The organism is Stutzerimonas stutzeri (assembly GCF_019090095.1).
Taxonomy (GTDB): Bacteria; Pseudomonadota; Gammaproteobacteria; order Pseudomonadales; family Pseudomonadaceae; genus Stutzerimonas; species Stutzerimonas stutzeri_AN.
In genome coordinates, this window is sequence record NZ_JAGQFP010000002.1 from 1696686 (window position 1) to 1718332 (window position 21647).

The 21647-nt window shown below is 64.5% G+C and carries 14 protein-coding genes; 9 read left to right on the top strand and 5 right to left on the bottom strand.

The features are described from left to right. The first annotated feature begins 35 nt into the window (after positions 1–35). Together KVO92_RS17540 and KVO92_RS17545 are read left to right on the top strand one after the other, a co-directional pair. Entirely contained in the window at positions 36–3161 is a 3126-nt protein-coding gene (locus tag KVO92_RS17540) for a transglycosylase domain-containing protein (protein ID WP_217476813.1), read from the top strand. Positions 3162–3268: 107 nt separating this feature from the next. Further along, on the top strand, positions 3269–4048 hold the full coding sequence (locus KVO92_RS17545; RefSeq protein ID WP_217477293.1) for a PhzF family phenazine biosynthesis protein: 780 nt from the start codon (positions 3269–3271) through the stop codon (positions 4046–4048). A gap of 93 nt (positions 4049–4141) precedes the next feature. Here the strand turns inward: KVO92_RS17545 and mapR are convergent, their stop codons facing one another. Together mapR and ccoG are read right to left on the bottom strand one after the other, a co-directional pair. After that, a complete protein-coding gene (mapR, locus tag KVO92_RS17550) occupies positions 4142–5551 on the bottom strand; it encodes a GntR family transcriptional regulator MpaR (protein WP_217476814.1) in 1410 nt (469 codons plus the stop codon). Between the two features lie 55 nt (positions 5552–5606). Further along, positions 5607–7022 carry a cytochrome c oxidase accessory protein CcoG gene (gene ccoG, locus KVO92_RS17555; protein ID WP_217476815.1) on the bottom strand — a complete coding sequence of 472 codons (1416 nt, stop codon included), beginning with the start codon at positions 7020–7022 and terminating at the stop codon, positions 5607–5609. A 383-nt stretch (positions 7023–7405) separates the two neighbouring features. Between ccoG and KVO92_RS17560 the strand changes: the two genes are divergently transcribed. The 5 genes from KVO92_RS17560 (at position 7406) to wrbA (ending at position 10929) form a co-directional block, all read left to right on the top strand. After that, positions 7406–7771 (top strand): CidA/LrgA family protein, encoded by a 366-nt coding sequence (locus KVO92_RS17560; protein WP_217476816.1) that lies wholly within the window; start codon positions 7406–7408, stop codon positions 7769–7771. Further along, positions 7768–8478, top strand: coding sequence for an LrgB family protein (locus KVO92_RS17565; protein WP_217476817.1), 711 nt, complete (start codon positions 7768–7770; stop codon positions 8476–8478). The genes KVO92_RS17560 and KVO92_RS17565 overlap by 4 nt, the downstream gene beginning before the upstream one ends. A gap of 69 nt (positions 8479–8547) precedes the next feature. Next, positions 8548–9423 carry an alpha/beta fold hydrolase gene (locus tag KVO92_RS17570; protein WP_217476818.1) on the top strand — a complete coding sequence of 292 codons (876 nt, stop codon included), beginning with the start codon at positions 8548–8550 and terminating at the stop codon, positions 9421–9423. Positions 9424–9578: 155 nt separating this feature from the next. Continuing rightward, positions 9579–10277: a pirin family protein gene (locus KVO92_RS17575; protein ID WP_217476819.1), complete on the top strand. Its 699-nt coding sequence runs from the start codon at positions 9579–9581 to the stop codon at positions 10275–10277. A gap of 52 nt (positions 10278–10329) precedes the next feature. Beyond that, positions 10330–10929: an NAD(P)H:quinone oxidoreductase gene (wrbA, locus tag KVO92_RS17580; RefSeq protein WP_217476820.1), complete on the top strand. Its 600-nt coding sequence runs from the start codon at positions 10330–10332 to the stop codon at positions 10927–10929. Between the two features lie 51 nt (positions 10930–10980). On the opposite strand, the gene KVO92_RS17585 is transcribed toward wrbA, so the two are convergent. The 3 genes from KVO92_RS17585 to mfd form a co-directional block, all read right to left on the bottom strand. Further along, a complete protein-coding gene (locus KVO92_RS17585; RefSeq protein WP_217476821.1) occupies positions 10981–11466 on the bottom strand; it encodes a GNAT family N-acetyltransferase in 486 nt (161 codons plus the stop codon). Positions 11467–11617: 151 nt separating this feature from the next. Further along, a complete protein-coding gene (locus KVO92_RS17590) occupies positions 11618–14896 on the bottom strand; it encodes a DEAD/DEAH box helicase (protein WP_217476822.1) in 3279 nt (1092 codons plus the stop codon). Between the two features lie 45 nt (positions 14897–14941). After that, positions 14942–18382: a transcription-repair coupling factor gene (mfd, locus tag KVO92_RS17595; protein WP_217476823.1), complete on the bottom strand. Its 3441-nt coding sequence runs from the start codon at positions 18380–18382 to the stop codon at positions 14942–14944. A gap of 158 nt (positions 18383–18540) precedes the next feature. Here mfd and KVO92_RS17600 point away from each other — a divergent pair, with 158 nt between their 5' ends. Both KVO92_RS17600 and KVO92_RS17605 read left to right on the top strand, forming a co-directional pair. Further along, the gene (locus tag KVO92_RS17600; protein ID WP_217476824.1) at positions 18541–19992 is read left to right on the top strand and encodes a glyceraldehyde-3-phosphate dehydrogenase; all 1452 of its coding nucleotides are present in this window, start codon (positions 18541–18543) and stop codon (positions 19990–19992) included. 314 nt (positions 19993–20306) lie between these two features. Continuing rightward, positions 20307–21644 (top strand): Na(+)-translocating NADH-quinone reductase subunit A, encoded by a 1338-nt coding sequence (locus KVO92_RS17605; RefSeq protein ID WP_217476825.1) that lies wholly within the window; start codon positions 20307–20309, stop codon positions 21642–21644. Positions 21645–21647: the final 3 nt, after the last annotated feature.

Below are 21647 nucleotides of genomic sequence, written 5' to 3' on the forward strand. Positions count from 1 at the left end.
GCCTGTAATTTCCCAAGGAAGCCAGGCCGGAAAAGATGGGCGCAGTATGGCAGACCGATTCATCCCGGGCGGGTGACAGCAAACGCGTGTCACGCACCAACAAACCCGGTAAACAACCCACGCACGGCAGCCGACTGGCGCGCCGCATGGGCGTGTTGCTGGGTGTTTCCCTGCTCGCCGGGGGTGGTTATGCCGCCTGGCATGAGATGCACACCTCCAAGCTGCAGGCGCTGTGGCTAAGCCGTTACGCGGAGAAGCTCGACTATCAGCTCGAGGCCGGCGCAAGCGACAGCATCCGGTTTCCCGAAGCTGGGCCCTTCGATCGTCGGCTGGGCTACTCAGCCTTGCCGACCTTCGTCGAGCGGCTGACCGAGCGTGGCTTCGATGTACAGCAGCAGGTGCGCTTCTCGCCGGCGTTGCAGCGCTACGTCAGTCATGGCTTCTTCGTGCCTTACCCGGAAAAATCCCAGGCCGGTCTGACCATCGATGACTGCCGCGGGGAGCCGCTGTACGCCAACAGTTATCCGCACCAGTACTACGAGTCGTTCGATGACGTGCCGCCGATCATCGCGATGAGCCTGCTCTTCATCGAGGACCGCGGCTTGCTCAATGCCGACCGTCCGCGCGCCAACCCGGCGGTGGATTGGCCGCGTTTCACCATGGCCGCGATCAGCCAGGTGGAGAAACAGTTGGGGCTGCCGGTGCAGGCCGCAGGCGGTAGCACCCTCGCGACCCAGGTGGAGAAATACCGGCACTCGCCCGAGGGCCGGACCGGAAGTGCCGAAGAAAAGATCCGACAGATGGTGTCGGCGAGCGTGCGCACCTACCGCGAAGGTCGCCAGACACTGGCTACCCGCAAGCGGATCGTCCGTGACTATCTCAACAGCGTGCCGCTGTCAGCGGCGTACGGGCATGGTGAAGTGCACGGGATCGCCGATGGGTTACGCCTCTGGTTTGGCGCCGACTTCGCCGAGGTCAACCGCCTGCTCGACTCGCGCCGCAACGCCGGCACCCGCTACGAGGACCAGGGTCTGGCGTTACGCCAGGTGCTTTCATTGTTGATTGCCCAGCGGCGGCCGTCCTACTACCTGGGCGCCGGACGTGCCGACATGGCCGAACTGACGGACAGCCACATCCGCCTGTTGGCCAACGGTGGCGTGATCGGCACGCGACTGCGCAATGCGGCGCTGCAGCAGAAAGTCGTCTTTCGCGATTTGCGCAGCGAGCCGGGGATTCGCGAGGTGCCGTCGAGCAAGGGCATCACCGCGGCGCGTATGCGCCTGAGCAGTTTGCTCGGCGTCTCGCTGTACCAGCTCGACCGGCTCGACTTGGCGGCTACCACGCCACTGCACGGCGAATTGCAGACCAAGGTCACCGAATACTTGCACCGCTTGGCGGAGCCGGGCTTTGCCGGCCAGGTCGGGCTGTTCGGCGAGCGCATGCTGTCGCCGGAGCGCACTGGCGATGTGCGCTACAGCTTCACCTTGTTCGAGCGCGGCGAGCAGGGCTTCCGTGTACGGGTGCAGACCGACAATACCAACCAACCCTTCGATATCAACGAAGGCAGCAAGCTGGAGCTGGGCTCGACCGCCAAGCTGCGCGTGCTGACCACCTACCTGGAGATCATCGCCGAGCTGCACGACCGCTACGCGCAAAGCGATGTCGCCACGCTGCGCAAGGCAGAGGCCGTCGATTCGCTGACGCGCTGGGCGCTGGGTTATCTGATCCAGCATGACGATCGCAATCTTCCGGCCATGCTCGACGCAGCGCTTGAACGGCGCTACTCGGCGAACCCGAACGAGCGCTTCTTTACCGGTGCCGGCATGCACCATTTCGGCAACTTTCGCCATCAGGACGACGGCCGTCTGCCGACCATGCGCGAGGCCTTGCAGGAGTCGATCAACCTGCCATTCGTGAGGCTGATGCGCGACCTGGTGAGCTACAGCACCTACCAGACCTCCAACGGCGCCGAGTTGTTGAAGAGCGATGACAACCCGGAGCGCCGCGAGTACCTGCGGCGGTTTGCCGATCGCGAAGGGTCGGTGTTCCTACAGCGCTTCTGGAAGAAATACCGTGGCAAGAGCGCCGATGAACGCATCGAAGCGTTGCTCGATGGCATGCGGCCAACGCCGCGGCGGCTGGCCGCCGTGCATCGCTATCTGGTGCCGGACGCCGATCGCGCCACGTTCGACCGCTTTCTGACCACGCGCCTGCCCGGCAGCGACCTCAGCGAGAAGGACCTCGACGCGCTTTATACCCGCTACGCGCCCGGCAGCTACAGCTTGCCCGATCAGGGTTACATTGCCCGCGTTCATCCACTGGACCTCTGGCTGCTGGGCTATCTGATCAAGCACCCGGACGCCGGTATAACCGAGGTGATCGACGCGAGCACCGCCGAACGCCAGGAAGTCTACGGTTGGTTGTTCCGCAGCCGCTACAAGAGTGCCCGCGACAGCCGTATTCGGATCATGCTCGAAGTCGAGGCCTTTACCGATATTCATCGCCGATGGCAGCGCCTTGGGTATCCCTTCGACCACCTGGTTCCGTCACTGGCCACCGCGCTGGGCAGCTCCGGTGATCGCCCGGCAGCCCTGGCCGAGCTGATGGGCATCATCGTCAACGACGGCGTTCGCCTGCCCAGCGTGCGCATCGACAGCCTGCATTTCGCCAATGCCACACCGTATGAGACGCGCGTGGGAATCCGGCCGGACGCCGGCGTTCGGGTGCTGCACGCCGAGGTTGCGGCCGCCCTTCGCGATGCGCTGGCCACGGTGGTGGAAGGGGGTACGGCACGTCGTCTGCACGGCAGCTTCCTGCAGGCCAGCGGCGAGCCGCTACGGGTCGGTGGCAAGACCGGCACGGGCGACAACCGTATCCAGACGGTGGGCGCCGGAGGGCGGCTGATCAGCTCGCTGGCGCTGAACCGGACCGCGACCTTCGTCTTCTACCTAGGACCGAACCATTTCGGAACGTTGACGGCCTACGTGCCAGGGCAGGGCGCCGACAGTTTCCGCTTCACCTCGGCGCTGCCCGTGCAGGTGCTCAAGGGGATGGCGCCGATTCTGCAGCCCTATCTGCTCGCCGGCGCGCAGACGCTGTGCCAGCCGGGTACGGAGCCTGACCAGCCGAGATTGACCGCGAGCGCCGCGTCCAAACGCTGAAACGACGTCACCGCCTTGCCGAGTGCCTGGGCGCTCGGCGAGACTCGTCGCTCCGTGCGCCTGCGTCAGGCGCCATGAACGCGAGGTGGCGCGGCATGCAGTTGGCTATCTATCAGATCGATGCCTTTACCCAAGAGCTGTTCCAGGGCAATTCAGCGGCCGTAGTGCCACTCGAGCACTGGCTGAGCGACACCCAGATGCAGGCGATCGCCCTGGAGAACAACCTTTCGGAAACCGCCTTCGTGCGACGTGAGGCGGATGGCGTGTTTCGTATCCGCTGGTTTTCACCGCTGACTGAAATCGACTTCTGTGGTCACGCGACGCTGGCGAGCGCCTTCGTGCTGCTCCGGCAGGGGCTGGCCACCGCGCCGCTGACCTTCCGAGCCGCCGCAGTAGGGGATATTCCGGTCGTGCAGCTCGATGACGGTCGGCTGGAGATGGACTTCCCCAATCGGGCTCCTGAGCCGGTCGACAGCCCGCCGGCCGCGTTGCTCGACGGCCTGGGCGCTACGCCGTATCAGGTGCTGAAGAGCTCCCAGGCCTGGTTCGCCGTGTTCGAGGAGGAAGCGCAGGTCCGCTCGCTGGCGCCTGACCTGGCGCTGTTCAAGACACTGGCCCCGCTGGATGTGGTGGTCACCGCGCCGGGAGTCCAGCATGACTTCGTCTCGCGCTACTTCTGGCCGGCCAATGGCGGCGACGAGGATCCGGTGACCGGCTCCATTCACGCCGGGCTTGCGCCGTACTGGGCCGAGCGCCTGGGGCGGGCATCGCTGACGGCACTGCAGGCCTCCCGTCGCAGCGGCGAGCTGTACTGCCGGGTCGAAGGTGCGCGCGTGAGGGTGTCGGGCCACGCCGTCCAGTATCTGCAGGGTACGATCGAGATCTAGCTGCTCGCCGCCGTGCCTGGCCAGGTCGCCTGCGTCCCTGCAAGCGGCTGACGTAACCTACATCGCCGCGTCGCGCTGCGCGGCGCCCGGCTGTCAAAACGACCGGAGCATGCGTCCAAGCAGCGCCATGGCGTCTTCGCTGCGCGCATCCCAGGGATAGCCGTGGTTGAGCCGCGCGCAATTGCCGAAGCGCCGCGTCGCCGAGAAGATCGGGCCGGGCGCGAGGCTGATGCCTTGCGCCAGTGCCAGTTGCAGCAGCTTGAGCGAGTCCACCGGCTCGGGGAATTCGAACCAGAGGAAGTAGCCGCCGTTGGGGCGGGTCACCCGCGTGCTCGCCGGAAAATGCCGGGCGGCCGCGGCGAGCATTTCGCTTTGTTGACGCTCGAGGGCATGGCGCAGTTTGCGCAGATGGCGATCATAGCCGCCGTTTTGCAGGTAGTCGGCGATGGCCGCCTGGGCCGGCAGCGAAGGCGACAAGGTGGTCATCAGCTTCAGTCGGCTGATGCGCTCGGCATAGCGCCCGCCGGCCACCCAGCCGATGCGATAGCCCGGCGCCAGGCTCTTGGAAAACGAGCCGCAGTGCATCACCAACCCGTCGCGGTCGTGACTCTTCACCGGTTTGGGTGGCTCGCGGGTGAAGTAGAGCTCGGCGTAGACGTCGTCCTCGATCAGCGGCACCTGGTGTTTTTGGAGCAGGTCGTAGAGGGCCTTTTTACTGCCTTCGGTCATGCTTGCACCGAGCGGATTTTGCAGGCTGCTCATGAACCAGCAGGCCTTGATCGGCAGGTTCGCCAGGCTGCTGGCGAGACTCTCCAGGTCGATGCCGTCGCGCGGATGCACCGGGATTTCGACGGCCTTGAGCTTGAGCCGCTCCAGCACCTGCAGCGTGGCGTAAAAGGCGGGTGCTTCGATGGCGACCAGGTCGCCAGGCTCGGTGACGACCTGCAGGCAAAGGTTCAGCGCCTCCATGGCGCCGGTGGTAATCACCAGTTCCTCCATCGGCAGCATCACGCCGCCGAGCATGTAGCGCAGGGCGATCTGGCGGCATAGTGCAGGATTGCCGCTGGTCATGTCGGCGACCACGTCGCTCGCCGGCATGTCACGCACGGTCTGGGCCATCGAACGCGCCAGGCGCTGCAGGGGAAACAGCGCCGGGCTGGGAAAGGCCGAGCCGAAGGGCACGGTATCCGGGTCGCGCAGCGAGGCCAGCACCGAGAACACCAGCTCGCTGACGGCCACCTCCGTGGTCTCGCTCAGGCGCGGGCTGATCTCCGGCTCAGGCAGCGGACGCTTGGCGTGTTCGCGAACGAAATAGCCAGAGCGTGCGCGCGCCTGGATCAGGCCGCGATCCTCCAGCTGGTAGTACGCCTGGAACACCGTGGCCGGGCTGATGCCGTAGGTGCGGCTGGCGTGGCGCACCGAAGGCACGCGCTCGCCCGGCGCCAGCAGCCCGGTGCGAATCAGCTCGGCGATCTCTTCGGCAAATCTCTCGTAGCGCTTCATCCTGGCGGCTGACCCCTGCGTTGATGCTCATACGGCGCTGATGGATCGGCCCATGCTACCGGACCCTGGGCGCGATGAAGGTGCTGGGTGCGCTGACCGAGCTTGTCGGGTCGGACGCATCGTGGGCAACGAAGTGCAGCGCACGCTGCGATTGGCCGGTATCGCTATCGTCGAGTAGCGCCACGCTGACCGGCAGATCGACGATTTCCCCTGGCGCCAGGCTGACGTCGCCCGGCCCTTGCAACGCGAAGGGCCCGTCCACCAGCGAGATCTGGTAGCGGCGGCGTTGCTGGGTCTTGTTGATCAGCTTGAGGCTGTACATGTTCTCGATCTGGCCATGCATGTTTTCGCGATAGAGGGTGCGGTCCCGGGTCACGTCCAGCGAGAGCAGCGGCCGCGCATCCAGTGCCCAGACAAACGCGCCAATCATCAGCGCCAGCGCCGCGGCGTAGCCGACAAGGCGCGGTCGCAGCAGCCGTGTCTTGCCGCCTTCGAGTGCGCGTTCGGAGCTGTATCGGACCAACCCGCGGGCGTAGCCCATCTTGTCCATCACGCTGTCGCATGCGTCGATGCAGGCGCCGCAGCTGATGCAGTCGAGCTGCATGCCATCGCGAATGTCGATGCCGGTGGGGCAGACCTGCACGCAGAGGGTGCAGTCGATGCAATCACCCAGTCCCAGTGACTTTTGGTCGCTGTCCTTGCGGCGGGGGCCGCGTTGCTCGCCGCGCGCGGCGTCGTAGGCCACCGTCAGCGTGTCGGCGTCGAACATCACGCTCTGGAACCGGGAGTAGGGACACATGTGCACACAGACCTTCTCGCGCAGCCAGCCGGCGTTGAGGTAGGTCGCCGCGGTGAAGAAGAACAGCCAGAAGGCCGTGGTCATACCCAGTTGCAGGCTGAACAGTTCGACCACGAGGGTGCGGACCGGCGTGAAGTAGCCCACGAAGGCAATTGCCGTCGCCAGGCTCACGGCCAGCCAGAGGGCGTGCTTGGCGCTGCGCCGCAGCAGCTTGTTCAGCGACCAGGGCGCCGCGTCCAGCTTGATGCGCTGGTGGCGGTCGCCCTCGGTAACTTTTTCGGCCCACATGAATATCCAGGTCCAGGTGCTCTGTGGGCAGGCGTAACCGCACCAGATCCGACCGGCGAGAACGGTGATGAAGAACAGCCCGAACGCCGCGATGATCAGTAACGCCGACAGGAGGATGAAGTCCTGCGGCCAGAACGTGACACCGAAGATATGGAATTGCTGTTTGCCCAGATCCCAGAGCACCGCCTGGCGACCCTCCCAGTTCAGCCACTGGGTCCCGAAGTAGAGCAGGCACAGCAACCCCGCTCCAACGAGGCGCAGATTACGGAACAGACCGCTGAAACTGCGGGTGTGGATGGGGCCTCCCGCCTTTGCCGGCGTCAGGCGGAGCGGTGTGCGCGGATCGACAGTGTCGATGATCGCGGCGGGTATGCGTTCGGTCATGGCGGGCCCCTATCAGGCTGAACAGGCGGCGCCGATGATCGAATTCGCACGCAATGCATAACAGACTCAGGTAACGCGGAAAAATACGGATCAGATGAGCCCGGGAGCGCTGGCGCTCGTCCATGCTCGGCGCGCACCGCCGTATGCCGCAGCGCCAAGGGGTTGCGCCGGGCGCGCTGTGTGAGCGGCGGCTGGCACCTGTCCATCGTGTGCGACGCTTGGCCACAGCAGCAGCATCGACTGATGCTTTTTTTTTACGCGCATCTGCACCTGTTTCGATGCGCATGAGGCAAGCGATAGTCCCGTCGGGGTGGCTCAAGCGTGCCGTGGACCGCCATTCCCTGCATCATTGCCCCTTCCGTTGTGCCGCTATAGGACTTCCCATGATTCTCAAAGGCCTGACCTGGCTGGTCGTGCTGCAACTGCTTGGCAGCGTCATTCATCTCTCGCTGGTGCCGGCGCTACCCGGTCCCATCATCGGCCTGGTCCTGCTTTTCGGGCTGCTCGTGCTGCGTCGCGGCGTGCCCGAGCCGCTGGAGAAGACCGCTGCGCTGCTGTTTCAGTACCTGCCGTTGCTGTTGATCGTCCCGGCGGCCGGCATCATGACCAGCAGCGAGGCGTTGCTGGCGAACCTGCCGGCGATTGCGGCCGGGCTGGTCCTGTCATTGATGGTGACGGTGCCGTTCTGCGGATGGTTGATGCAGGTGCTGATCAAGCGCATGGATCGTCGGCGCGAGGAACGGGCATGAGCGCCGTCGACTGGCCGAGCGTCTGGGCCATGACGCTGGATCATCCGCTGTTTTCCGTGGCGCTGACGCTGATCGCCTTCCAGTTGGCGCTGGCACTCTACCGGCGCAGTGGCTGGCTGGTGCTGCAACCGGTCATGGTCGGTATGCTGCTGGTGGTCGGCGTCCTGTACCTGTGCGGCATCGACTACGCGAGCTATCGGGCGGACGCGTCGATGATCGCGGTGCTGGTCGGGCCGGCGACGGTAGCCCTGGCGGTGCCCTTGTACCGTCATATTCGGCGCATTCAACAGCTGTTCTGGCCGATCCTCGTCACGCTGGTCAGCGGCGGGCTGCTTGGCGTCTGCCTGACCCTGGTGATCGCACGTGCGCTGGGCGCAGACCTGACGGTGCTGATGAGTTTGTCGCCCAAGGCGGCCACCATGCCAATCGCCATGCTGGTAGCCGAGCAACTCGGCGGCCTGGCATCGCTGGCGGCGGTGTTCGTCATGCTCACCGGCGTGATCGGCACCGCGCTGGGCCCCCTGCTGTTGGGCTGGGCCGGGGTCGATCACCCGGCCGCACGCGGTTTGAGCTACGGCATCAACGCCCACGCCATCGGCACGGCACGCGCGCTGGAGGAGGGCGACGAGTGCGGCGCCTTTGCGGCGCTGGGGATGAGCCTGCTGGGCATTCTCATCGCGCTGTTTCTGCCGTTGGTCTTGGGTTGATCGGTCAATCCCCGTTGCGCTTGGCGGATCTGCGCCTAGGCTTAGGACACTTCTCCGAGGAGCGGTCCGATGTTCGAGCATTTCCAGTCCGGCGCCTGTGACGTCAATGGTGTGCGGATCAACTATCGCAAGGGTGGCTCAGGTCCGCCCCTGCTGCTGTTGCACGGCTATCCGCAAACGCATGTGATCTGGCACAGGATTGCCGGCCCGCTGGCCGAGCGCTTCACGGTGATCGCCGCGGACCTGCGCGGCTACGGCGACAGCAGCAAGCCGCAAGGCGGCGAGAACCACGTCGCCTACAGCAAGCGCGAGATGGCACGCGATCAGGTCGAGCTGATGCGGGCGTTGGGCTTCGAACGCTTCGATATCCTCGCCCATGACCGAGGCGCGCGGGTCGGCCACCGGTTGGCAATGGACCATCCCGAGGCGGTGCGTCGGCTGATCCTGCTCGACATCGCGCCGACCCTGGCCATGTACAGCCAGACGGACGAAGCCTTTGCCCGCGCCTACTGGCACTGGTTTTTCCTGATCCGTCCGGCGCCGCTGCCGGAGACTTTGCTGCAGGCCGATCCCGAGCTGATCCTGCGCACCGCCGTGGCCACCCGCGCCGACCATGTGCACCCGTTCAGCGAGGCCGCGTTCGCCGAATACCTGCGCTGCATGAAGCTGCCCGGCACCATCCACGCGTTTTGCGAAGACTACCGGGCCAGCGCCGGTATCGATCTCGAGCACGATCGCGCCGATCGTGCGGCCGGTCGCATGATCGACGCGCCGCTGCTGGTGCTTTGGGGCGCCGAGGGGGTCGTCGAGCGCTGTTTCGATCCGCTGGCGGAGTGGCGTCGTGTCGCGTCCGATGTGCAGGGGAGGGCGTTGCCGGCGGGCCACTTCCTGCCGGAGGAGGTACCCGAGCGGCTACTGGACGAGGTGCTGGCATTCCTGGCGTGACGGCGAGCATGGCTGGGCCCGGTTGTCGGTCATATCGAAATAAACGATTGGTTGCTGCGGAAAAATCCAACCATCTACGAGTCAATTCAATTGATGATGACCTCATTCCGCTGGCGCGCCTGGCGCCAGGCCGGCTTCTTCTTGGAGGTTTTCTCATGATCGACATTCGCCCCCGCGCTGACCTCGGCGGTGGCCAGCACGGTTGGCTGGACACGCGTCATCACTTTTCCTTCGCCGACTACCACGACCCCGCGCGCATGCACTGGGGGCATCTGCGGGTCTGGAACGATGACAGCATCGCGCCGCATTCGGGGTTCCCCACGCATCCTCATCGCGACATGGAGATCATCACCTATGTGCGCAAAGGTGCGATCACCCATGAGGACAGCCTTGGCAACCGCGGCCGGACCGTGGCGGGTGACGTGCAGGTCATGAGCGCTGGCACCGGCATCGCGCACAGCGAGTTCAACCAGGAAGACGAGACCACCGAACTCTTCCAGATCTGGATCTACCCGGACCAGTCCGGCCTGCCTCCTGCCTGGGGGACGCGGCCATTCCCGGTCGGCGAGCGTGCCGGCCGTTTCGTCACCCTGGCCAGCGGCATGGCCGAGGATGGCGACGCCTTGCCGATCCGCGCCGATGCGCGTCTGGCCGCGGCGACACTTTCTGCCGGGCAGGTTGCCGAATACGAGATCGCGCCGGACCGCAAGGTCTATCTGGTGGCTGCAAGCGGCCGTATCGACATCGACGGACAAACCGCCAGCGCCGGAGACGGGGTGGCCGTGCGTGACGAGACGAGGCTGCGTATCAAGGCGCTTGAAGACAGTGAAATCGTGTTGGTGGATGTGCACTAAGCCAACCGCTGATGAATCAACCGGAACACAATCCAACCAGGAGGCAACAGAGATGGCGAAGATTCTCGTGCTGTATCACTCGATGTACGGCCACATCGAAACCATGGCCCACGCGGTAGCCGAAGGCGCACGTCGGGTCGACGGCGCTGAAGTCACGGTCAAGCGGGTGCCGGAAACCATGCCGCAGGAGGCGTTCAAGAATGCCGGCGGCAAGGTCGATCAACCGGCACCGGTCGCCAGCCCCGCGGAGCTGGCCGATTACGATGCGATCATCTTCGGCACGCCGACTCGCTTCGGCAACATGTCCGGACAGATGCGCAACTTCCTCGACCAGACCGGCGGGCTCTGGGCCAAAGGCGCACTGCACGGCAAGGTCGCCAGCGTGTTCACCTCCACGGGGACCGGAGGCGGCCAGGAGATGACCATCACCTCGACCTGGACCACACTGGCGCATCACGGAATGATCATCGTGCCCACCGGTTATGGCATCGGCGAGTTCTTCGATATCTCCCAGGTCAATGGCGGTACGCCGTATGGGGCCTCGACCATCGCCGGTGGTGACGGCTCGCGTCAGCCATCGACGAAGGAACTGACCATCGCCCGCTATCAGGGCGAGCTGGTGGCCCAGACTACGGTCAAGCTCAAGGGCTGATCGTCCGACGCAGCGCCCGCGGTCGATACCGGGCGCTGCGCACCACCCGCCTCAGTCGTTCAGCAGCAATCCATACATGAGTTCGTCCACGTAGCCGTCATCGTCGGCGCGCTTGTAGGCGGCACGCTGGGTGCCTTCGTGGCTGAAACCGAAGCGTTGATAGAACGCGATGGCGCGCGGGTTGTCCGCTTCGACCGTCAATTCGACTCTGCGAATGCCGGCGCGACGCAACCGGGCGATGGCATCCTCGAACATCGCCCTGGCCACGCCGCGTCCCTTGACCTCTGGCGCCACGGCCAGGGTGCCGATATAGGCGACATGCGCCGCGCGGCCGATATGCCGTTGCGCCTTGTAGAAACCCTGCACCCGGTGCTCGAGCTCGTACACGTAGAAGCACCCGCTGTCGAACAAGGGGTCGAAGACCCGGCCGAAGGCTTCGCGCGGCATGTGATCGAAGCCGAGATAGGGCACCACCTCGTCATGCATGTAGATGTCATAGACGCGGTCGAAATCGGCGGGGGTAACCAGTCGGCGCATCGGTCATTCCTAAGCGTTATACGAAAAGTGCCTGCGCTCGGTGATGCTGCGTTGAAATCACTCTCAGAACACTCATTTACAATCGTAAACCGCGCTTCTTCGAGCGTTTTCGCCTTGCCTGACCTTCGCTCGATGACTTTTCGTACAGAGCCTAGGGCAGCGGAGCGAACAGCGCGTCGATATCGGCAGGATCCAATTGCCAGCCGGCGGAGTTCCCGGCATCCAGAATGCCCGCCGCCAGTTCCGCCTTGCGGCGTTGCAGCTGTTGAATCTTTTCCTCGACCGTATCGCGGGCGATCAGCTTGTAGACGAACACCGGCTTGTCCTGGCCGATGCGATGGGCGCGGTCAGTCGCCTGGTTTTCCGCCGCGGGGTTCCACCAGGGGTCGTAGTGGATCACAGTATCGGCGGCGGTCAGGTTCAGGCCGGTGCCGCCGGCCTTGAGACTGATCAGGAACAGCGACACGTCGCCATTCTGAAAACGCCGGACCGGGGTACGCCGGTCCTGGGTGTCGCCGGTGATCTGCACGTAGTCGATGGCATGGGCACGCAACTCCTCTTCGATCAGCGCCAGCATCGAGGTGAACTGGGAGAACAGCAGGATGCGGCGACCCTCGGCCAGCTGCTCGGTGAGCATCTGCATCAGGCTATCGAGCTTGCCCGAGGTGCTGCCGCGTGCGGGCTTGGTCAGGTCTTCCTTGACCAGGCGCAGGTCGCAGCACACCTGGCGCAGCTTGAGTAGCGCGTCGAGGATGACGATCTGGCTGCGCGCCAGGCCCTTGCTGTCGATTTCCGCGCGAACCCGGCTGTCCATGGCGAGCCGTACGGTTTCGTAGAAATCACGCTGGGCCGGGCTCAGCTCGACCCAATGGAGCATTTCGGTCTTGGCCGGCAGCTCGCGGGCCACCTGCTCCTTGCGACGTCTGAGCAGGAACGGCTTGATGCGGGCGGTGAGATGCTGCAAGCGGTCGCTGTCGCCGTTCTTCTCGATCGGGGTCCGGTACTCGCGGGTGAAGCGCTTGGCGTCGCCCAGCCAGCCGGGCATGAGGAAGTGGAACAGCGACCAGAGTTCGCCCAGGTGATTTTCCAGCGGCGTACCGGTCAGGCACAGGCGCTGACGAGCGTTCAGCCGCCCGGCTGCCTGGGCCGCCTTGCTGCGGGCATTCTTGATGTTCTGCGCTTCGTCGAGGACCAGGACGTGCAACGGTGTGTCCGCGAGCCGTTCGATGTCGCGGGGCAGCAGGGCGTAGGTGGTCAGCAGCACGTCGTATTCCTCGAGACGCTCGAATTGCTGCTGGCGCGCCGAGCCGTGCAGGGTAGCGACCTTCAGGGTTGGGGCGAACCGCTCGGCTTCGTCCTGCCAGTTGGGAATCAGGCTGGTCGGCATGACCACCAGCGAAGGTCGATCCATGCGCCCCGATTCCTTCTCCACCAGCAGGTGGGCGAGGGTTTGCAGTGTCTTGCCCAGGCCCATGTCATCGCCCAGCACGCCGCCGACGCCGAGCGAACGCAGTGTCTGCATCCAGCGCAGGCCGTCCAGCTGGTAGGGGCGCAGTTCGGCATTCAGGCTGCTCGGCAGCGTGACGGCCTGTTGCCGATAGTTTCGTAGCCGCTGGGCGAAATCGCGCAGGTGCTCGCCGCCATGCCACTGCATCTCCAGCGAATCGAGTTGCGCCAGCCGGGCCGCATCGGCGTGTTCCAGGCGCAGTGGCTCCGCGCCCGACTGCTCGCGCAGGTAGAGCTCGGAGAGCGTGGCGAGGATGGGTTTCAGACGCCCGAAGGGCAGCAGGACTTGCAGCGGCGCCTCGTCACCGGCGCGACCTTTGTCGAGCTGGACGCGCAGGGTCTCGTCGTCGCCGCGCTGCGCCAGCGCCTGAGGCGATAGCAGCGCCGGGCTGCGCCGGATCAGCCCGAGCAGGACCGGCAGGAGGCTGATTCGCTCGCCTTCGACGATGATGCCCAGCTCCAGATCGAACCAGCTGCCTTCGGCGGCTTCGTCCAGTTCGACATACCAGGCGTCGACCGGCGTCAGGTCGTAGGCGAAGCCGGGCTGCAGAACGATCTGCCAGCCTTGCTCACGGAGTTGCGGCAATTGCGTCTGGGTGAAATGCAGCCAGGCCGCCTCGTTGGGCAGCTCGAACATCTCCGCTGAGTCCTTGGGCAAGGCCTGGCTCTGGCGCAGCGCCGGGCGAAAGCCCAGCTGTTTCATCTGCTGGCGCAGTGTCTGTTCGGCCTCCGGCCGCCGCGCCATGCTCAGCACGCGGGTGCCCTCGGTCTGCCGTACACGCTCGCCGGCCTTGGCCTTGCCGTGTACCGGGGTCGTGCCATAGACGAAGCTGAGGCCGGCGCGGTGCTGGTACTCGCCGACCATGCGGCCGCTGCCCGGTTGGTAGTTGACCGAATGGTGGCTGCCCAGGGCCAGCCTTGCGATGGGCAGGATGTCATCGACCTCGCGCTGCTCGGGCTTGGCCGGCGCCGGCAGCTGAGGGGCGATCTCGTGCAGCGTCAGGCTGAACAGCGCCGCCTGGGCCGAGGGGACCGCCGGCGCGTCGAGCAGGTGGCGCGCCAAGGGCGCCGGCAGGCCATGGTCGACCAGGCCGATCTCGTTCTGCGCGTCGTCGAGGTAATACAGCGGGTTCACACCCGTCAGTAAGGCGGCGGGTTGGTCCGCCATGTCCAGGCTGGGCTGAAAGGAGCCATCGGGTTGCTGGCTCCAGTTGAATCGTGCCCGCCGGCTTCGGCCTGGCTGCAGCGGTGGCCTGTTCCAGGCGAGGAACGCACGGCCCGTGTCCAGAACCAGGCGCAGTGTCTCGCCGCCGTTTTCTCCACTGAGCATGAAGCCGCTGCCGGACGCCCGGCTCAGGGCGACGAGCGCTGCAATGCGCAGGTCCAGCGGCTGCATGAAGCCCGGCTGGCGAAAGCTGGCCTCACGAAAACCGTAGTAGGGCTGTCGCTCACCGCAGCTGCCATCCTTGTGCAGGCGCACCCGGTAGACCTCGAGCTGCACATCCGCGGACAACCGGTAATGAACGCACCAGCCCTGGCTTGCCTGCTGCTCGTCGCTCAGCGCTTGCGGCAGCTGCGACAGCCAGCGCTCCAGCGTTCCGGTGAAGCCGCTGCTGGTCTGATCGTCTGACGGAAGCGGCTCGGCCTGTTGCTCCAGGGTCAGGATGAGCGCCACGCAGTGCTTGCAGTTGATGCCGACCGGGCAGCTGCATACGCAACTCAGCCTGCCGTCGCGAGAAAGTTGCAGCGACTGTCGGTACAGACTGCCGCCCGAGCCGCGGCAGGTGGACTCCGCGAAGCGCGCGTCCTGACGCAGTACGCTGATGCGCTGCTCAGCGGCGTACTGCTGCCCCCGGGTCAGTGCGTTCTCGGAGAACGGCAGTCGCCAGGCATCGGGCAACCCGTGCGCGAAGCTAGCAGGCATCGTTCGGCGCACCGAACCGCGTGAGCGAGCGAGTCGAAGCCATGCTTACGGCTTGCCCGAAGACAAGCGCTCCAACAAGGCTTCGAGGGTATTGAAACGCTCCTCCGGTCGCTCCATCGGCACCTGGAACTTGAACACTGTCGCGCCTTCGAACTTGTAGCGCTTGGGCTGGCTCTGGATCAGCTTGATCAACACCATCGGGTCGACCTTGGTGTCGGCGGCAAACTCGATCCGACCGCCTTGTGGACCGGCGTCGATCTTGGTGATACCGAGCTGCTCGGCGTGCAGTTTCAACAGCGTCAGGCGGACCAGGTTCTTGGTCGGCTCAGGCAGCAGGCCGAAGCGGTCGATCATTTCGACCTGCAGCTCCTTGAGGCCGTCTTCGTCGGTCGCGTTGGCAATGCGTTTGTAGAGAATCAAGCGTGCGTGCACGTCCGGCAGGTAATCCTCGGGGATCAGCGCCGGCAGCCGCAGGTTGATCTCCGGGCCGCCGCCCAGCGGTTGGTCGAGGTTCGGCTGTTCGCCTTTCTGGATCGCCTTGACCGCACGCTCGAGCATTTCCATGTACAGCGTGAAGCCGACCGCCTGGATCTGGCCGCTCTGGCCATCGCCCAGCAGCTCGCCCGCACCGCGGATTTCCAGATCGTGGGTGGCCAGCACGAAGCCCGCGCCCAGATCCTGCGCATTGGCAATGGCTTCCAGACGCTTCTGTGCGTCGTCGGTCATCGCTTTGCGCGGCGGCGTCAGCAGATAGGCATAGGCCTGGTGGTGACTGCGCCCGACGCGGCCGCGCAGTTGGTGGAGCTGCGCCAGGCCGAACTTGTCGGCGCGTTCGATGATGATGGTGTTGGCGCTCGGCACGTCGATGCCGGTCTCGATGATGGTCGAGGCCACCAGCACGTTGAAGCGCTTGTGATAGAAGTCGCCCATCACCTGTTCGAGCTCGCGTTCGCGCATCTGCCCGTGGCCGACGCCAATCCGCGCCTCCGGCACCAGGGCAGCGATATCGGCGGCGCATTTCTCGATGGTCTTGACGTCGTTGTGCAGGTAGTAGACCTGGCCGCCGCGCAACAGCTCGCGCAGCAGCGCCTCCTTGATCACCGCGTCCTGCTGCTCCATCACGAAGGTGCGCACCGACAACCGGCGCGCCGGGGGCGTGGCGATGATCGACAGGTCGCGCATGCCGGCGACGGCCATGTTCAGGGTGCGCGGAATCGGCGTGGCGGTAAGGGTGAGAATGTCGACTTCGCTGCGCAGCGCCTTGAGCTGTTCTTTCTGGCGCACGCCGAAGCGGTGTTCCTCGTCGATGATCACCAGGCCCAGGTTGGTGAACTTGACGTCGTCCTGCAGCAGCTTGTGCGTGCCGATGAGGATGTCCACTTTGCCTTCGGCCAGCTCTTGCACCGCGCCCTGGATTTCCTTGGCCGACTTGAAGCGGCTCATCACCTCGACGCGCACCGGCCAATCGGCGAAGCGGTCGCGGAAACTGTTGTAGTGCTGCTGGGCAAGCAGGGTGGTGGGCACCAGCACGGCGACCTGCTTGCCGCTGTGCACAGCGATGAAGGCGGCGCGCATGGCCACCTCGGTCTTGCCGAAGCCCACGTCGCCGCAGATCAGGCGATCCATGGGTTTGGCCGCCAGCATGTCGCTGCGCACGGCCTCGATGGCCGCTTGCTGGTCCGGCGTCTCCTCGAAGGGGAAGCCGGCGCTGAAGGTTTCGTAGTCGACCTGGGGATCGGCGAAGGCATGGCCTTCGCGCGCGGCGCGGCGCGCATAGATGTCGAGCAACTCGGCCGCCACGTCGCGGACCTGCTCGGCAGCCTTGCGCTTGGCCTTTTGCCAGGTTTCCGAACCCAGGCGGTGGAGCGGGGCCAGGGCGTCGTCGCTTCCGGTATAGCGGGCGATGAGATGCAGGCTGGAAACCGGTACGTAGAGCTTGGCTTCCTCGGCGTACTGCAGCATGAGGAATTCGGCGGCCTGGCCTTCGATTTCCAGCGTGACCAGGCCCTGATAACGACCCACGCCGTGGTCGATATGCACCACCGGCGCGCCTTCGCGCAGCTCGGTGAGGTTCTTGATGACGTTCTCGCCGGCGTCGCGGGTCTTCTCGCGGCGACGGCGTTGCATGATGCGCTGGCCGAACAACGGGCTTTCGGCGATCAGCGCCACGTCCTGCAACAGCAAGCCGTCGTCGAGCGGTGCGATGGTGATCGCCAGCCGTTCCTTGCTGTCGACGAACTCCGACCACCCGCCGACCTCCTGCGGCCGCAACTTCAAGCGCGCCAGTAGCTCCAGCAACACCTCGCGACGGCCGGCCGATTCGGCGGTGAACAGCACACGGCCGGAGAATTCATCCAGGAAGCGCCGCAGTGCGCCCAGGGGTTCGCTGGCCTTGGCGTCGATGGCCAGTTCCGGGAAACGGCTGGCCGGGAATCGCTCGCGGCCGATTCCGGTCTCGACGTCGTCCTGGCTGACCACCACCCGTGGCCAGGTTTTCAGATGAGTGAAACAATCCTCCACCGGCATGAACAGTTCGGCCGGCGGCAGCAGGGGCCGCTCGGGATCGACGCGGCGATCTTCGTAGCGGTTGCGCACGTCCTTCCAGAAGTGCTCGGCGGCCTGCTCGATGCCGGGCATGGAGAACACCTGGGTGTCTTCGGGCAGATAATCGAAGAGCGTGGAGGTCTCGTCGAAGAACAGCGGCAGGTAGTACTCGATACCGGCCGGCGTAATGCCGGTGGACAGGTCCTGATAGATCGGGCAGCGGCGGAAGTCGACATCGAAGCGTTCCCGGAAGCGCGCCCGGAAGCCGGTGACCGACTCCTTGCGGACCGGAAATTCGCGCGCCGGCAACAGGCGGATCGACTCGACCTTGTCGATCGAGCGCTGATTCTCCGGATCGAACGTACGCAGCGTTTCGATCTCGTCATCGAACAGGTCGATGCGGTAGGGCAGAGCACTGCCCATCGGGAACAGGTCGATCAACGCGCCGCGCACGGCGAACTCGCCGTGCTCGTAAACTGTATCGACGCAGCGGTAGCCGGCCGCTTCCAGCCGTGTGCGCATCTGTTCGACGTCGAGCTTCTGGCCAATGTCGAGCACCAGGCTCGAACCGAGCAGAAAGCGCTTCGGTGCCAGTCGGTGTAGCGCCGTGGTGATGGGGACTACCAGAACGCCATGGGTCAGCTCGGGCAGCCGATAGAGCGCTGCGATTCGTTGCGAAATGATGTCCTGGTGCGGCGAAAAAACGTCGTAGGGCAGGGTTTCCCAGTCGGGGAAGTGCAGCACCGGCAATTCGGGCGCAAAAAACGCGAGCTCGTCCTGCAAGCGCTCGGCGCTCTGGCTGTCGGCCGTAAGAAGAAGAGTGAATCGCTCTGCGTTGCTGGCCGCTTCGGCGATTGCCAGGCTCAGCGCGGCTCCAGGAAGGTTGCCCCAGGTTTGCTTGCCGCTGGCGGCAGGCAGGGGCGGAAGGCGCAATACGGACACGAGTGGGCGTGGCTCCGGTCGAAAAAATGGACCGCCCGGATTGTAACTATCCGCGCGGCGCGCTGTCAGTGTTTCCGCTGCACAGATTGCCGGGGCTAGGGTGCGCCGGCATAATGTAGCCCTTTTTATCAGCCCCTACATGTTGGAAGGAACTGCCCGTGACTCAGAAGCCCGACCAGTGTCTTGGTGAATGGATTGATCGAGAAGCCCTCGCCGAAGCGATGATTCCGCTGATTGGTCAGCTGTATCGTAACAACAACGTGGTGACTTCCATCTATGGCCGCGGTCTGATCAATCGCTCGGTCATCGCATTGCTCAAGGCACATCGATTCGCTCGTCACCGCCAGGCTGACGAGGCCGAACTCAGCGTCAATGAAACCCATCAGATCCTGACCACCATGGCCGACATGAACCTGGGCGCGGCGTCCGTCGACCTGGGCAAGCTCGTGGGCAAGTTCAAGGCCGAGGGTAACGGTCGCAGCCTCGACCAGTTCGTCCGTGACGAACTGGCCGAAGTTGCCGACAAGCGCAACACCACCGGCGTGCACAAGGGCACCGACGTGGTGCTTTATGGCTTCGGTCGCATCGGCCGGTTGCTGGCGCGCATCCTGATCGAAAAGACCGGTGGTGGCGATGGTCTGCGTCTGCGCGCGATCGTCGTGCGCAAGGGCGCCGACAACGATCTGGTCAAGCGTGCCAGCCTGCTGCGCCGCGACTCGGTGCATGGTCCGTTCGACGGCACCATTCATATCGATGCCGAGAACAACACCATCACCGCCAACGGCAACCTGATCCAGGTGATCTATTCCAACGATCCGTCGTCGGTGGACTACACCCAGTACGGAATCGAAAACGCGCTGCTGGTCGACAACACCGGTAAGTGGCGTGATGCCGAGGGTCTCAGCCAGCACCTCAAGTGCCCGGGCGTTGCCCGCGTGGTCCTGACCGCGCCAGGCAAAGGCGAGCTGAAGAACATCGTGCATGGCATCAACCATGGCGACATTACCGCCGATGACAAGATCATCTCTGCGGCGTCCTGCACCACCAACGCGATCGTCCCAGTGCTCAAGGCGGTCAATGACCAGTACGGCATCGTCAACGGTCACGTGGAGACGGTGCATTCCTACACCAACGACCAGAACCTGATCGACAACTTCCACAAGGGCAGCCGCCGTGGACGTAGCGCGGCGCTGAACATGGTCATCACCGAGACGGGGGCGGCGACCGCTGCGGCCAAGGCACTGCCGGTGCTCAAGGGCAAACTGACCGGTAACGCCATCCGCGTTCCGACGCCCAACGTGTCCATGGCCATCCTGAACCTGAACCTGGAGAAGGCCACCACGCGGGAGGAGATCAACGAGTACCTGCGCCAGATGGCCATGCATTCGGATCTGCAGAAGCAGATCGACTTCGTCAATTCCCAGGAAGTTGTTTCCAGTGATTTCGTTGGCTCGCGCCATGCGGGCGTAGTCGATGCCGAAGCCACCATCTGTAGCGATAACCGCGTCGTCCTCTACGTCTGGTACGACAACGAATTCGGTTACAGCTGCCAGGTCGTTCGCGTGATGGAAGACATGGCCGGAGTCAATCCGCCCGCCTTCCCGCACTGAGGTATCCGGCCGTAAGCAAACGGGAGCCTAGGCTCCCGTTTTGCATTCCAAGGGCTCGATTCGGCTCGAGCATCAGCGGCTTTTCCCTGGCTGCGTCAATAGTTGGCCGTTTGGCGGCGCTTGTCGTTAGTCAAAAAATTGAAAGACCTTGGGTGGTCAGTCAAGGGTCACGACCTCTATAATCGGGCGGATTTCTACCTGGGCCCGCGGCATAGCGTCGCGCCGATAACGCATCGGTGCGCGTTGTGCAATTCGACTTTAGCCAAGCCGCGCGGCCCGTAAAAAAGTCTTCTAAATCAGTGGTTAGCGAACCGATGATCAATATAAAACGTGGGCTTGATTTGCCCATTGCAGGTGCGCCGGCGCAGCGTATCGAGGCTGGAAGGCCCGTGCGAAGCGTCGCCGTCGTGGGGTTTGACTACCCTGGCATGAAGCCGACCATGGAAGTGCAGGCCGGTGATCGGGTCAAGCTGGGGCAGGTGCTGTTCTCCGACAAGAAGACCCCAGGGGTCGTTTTCACAGCGCCCGGCGCGGGTGTCGTCAGTGCCGTCCATCGCGGCGAAAAGCGCGTTCTGCAGTCGGTCGTCATCGATCTGGATGGCACGGACGAAGAGACGTTCAGCCAGTACGCTGCCGGTCAGCTCGAAGGGCTCGGTGATGCCCCGGTACGTGAGAACCTGCAGCGTTCCGGCCTCTGGACGGCGTTGCGGACGCGTCCGTACAGCAAGGTTCCGGCTATCGATGCCGTACCCAGCTCCATTTTCGTCACCGCAATCGATACGCACCCGCTGGCTGCCGATCCTGCCGTAATCATCGGCGAGCGTGCGGCTGAATTCGAAGCGGGCCTGCAGGTACTCGGCAATCTTGGCAAACTGTTCCTGTGCAAGGCCGAGGGCGTTTCGCTACCGGGCGAGCAGCTTTCCAAGGTAACCGTTGAAAGTTTCGCCGGTCCGCACCCGGCCGGTCTGGCTGGCACCCATATCCACTTCCTCGATCCGGTCAGCGCCACCAAGAGCGTCTGGACGGTCGGCTATCAGGACGTGATCGCGATCGGTGCGCTGTTCACCACTGGCCGCCTGTCGGTCGAGCGGGTGGTGTCGCTTGCCGGGCCCGTGGTCGAAAAGCCACGCCTGGTGCGCACGCGTTTGGGCGCGAGCCTTGATGAGCTGACAGCTGGCGAGTTGCAGCCCGGCGCCAATCGCGTCGTGTCCGGCTCGGTGCTCGGTGGCCGTACGGCGCATGGTGCATTCGCCTACCTCGGTCGCTATCACCAGCAGGTGTCCTGCCTGCGTGAGGGTAAGGAGCGCGAGATGTTGCATTACCTGCGCGCCGGTAGTGACAAGCATTCGATCCTCAACATCTATATCTCCAAGCTGATGGGGGGCAAGAAGTTCGCTTTTTCCACCTCTACCAACGGTAGCCCGCGGGCCATGGTGCCGGTCGGCAACTACGAGGAAGTCATGCCGCTGGACGTGCTGCCGACGCAGTTGCTGCGTTCGCTCATCGTCGGCGACACCGAGGTCGCACAGAAGCTCGGCTGCCTGGAGCTGGACGAAGAAGATCTGGCGCTGTGCACCTATGTGTGCGCCGGTAAGTACGAATACGGCCCGATCCTGCGGGACAACCTGACTCGCATCGAGAAGGAGGGGTAAGGA

Bases quoted from the DNA above. Each gene is read 5' to 3' on its own strand.
- KVO92_RS17570 (WP_217476818.1), top strand. From the start codon at position 8,548: ATGTTCGAGCATTTCCAGTCCGGCGCCTGTGACGTCAATGGTGTGCGG.
- ccoG (WP_217476815.1), bottom strand. From the start codon at position 7,022: ATGACCGAACGCATACCCGCCGCGATCATCGACACTGTCGATCCGCGC.
- KVO92_RS17590 (WP_217476822.1), bottom strand. From the start codon at position 14,896: ATGCCTGCTAGCTTCGCGCACGGGTTGCCCGATGCCTGGCGACTGCCG.
- KVO92_RS17585 (WP_217476821.1), bottom strand. From the start codon at position 11,466: ATGCGCCGACTGGTTACCCCCGCCGATTTCGACCGCGTCTATGACATC.
- KVO92_RS17565 (WP_217476817.1), top strand. From the start codon at position 7,768: ATGAGCGCCGTCGACTGGCCGAGCGTCTGGGCCATGACGCTGGATCAT.
- KVO92_RS17540 (WP_217476813.1), top strand. From the start codon at position 36: ATGGGCGCAGTATGGCAGACCGATTCATCCCGGGCGGGTGACAGCAAA.
- KVO92_RS17605 (WP_217476825.1), top strand. From the start codon at position 20,307: ATGATCAATATAAAACGTGGGCTTGATTTGCCCATTGCAGGTGCGCCG.
- KVO92_RS17575 (WP_217476819.1), top strand. From the start codon at position 9,579: ATGATCGACATTCGCCCCCGCGCTGACCTCGGCGGTGGCCAGCACGGT.
- KVO92_RS17560 (WP_217476816.1), top strand. From the start codon at position 7,406: ATGATTCTCAAAGGCCTGACCTGGCTGGTCGTGCTGCAACTGCTTGGC.
- mapR (WP_217476814.1), bottom strand. From the start codon at position 5,551: ATGAAGCGCTACGAGAGATTTGCCGAAGAGATCGCCGAGCTGATTCGC.
- wrbA (WP_217476820.1), top strand. From the start codon at position 10,330: ATGGCGAAGATTCTCGTGCTGTATCACTCGATGTACGGCCACATCGAA.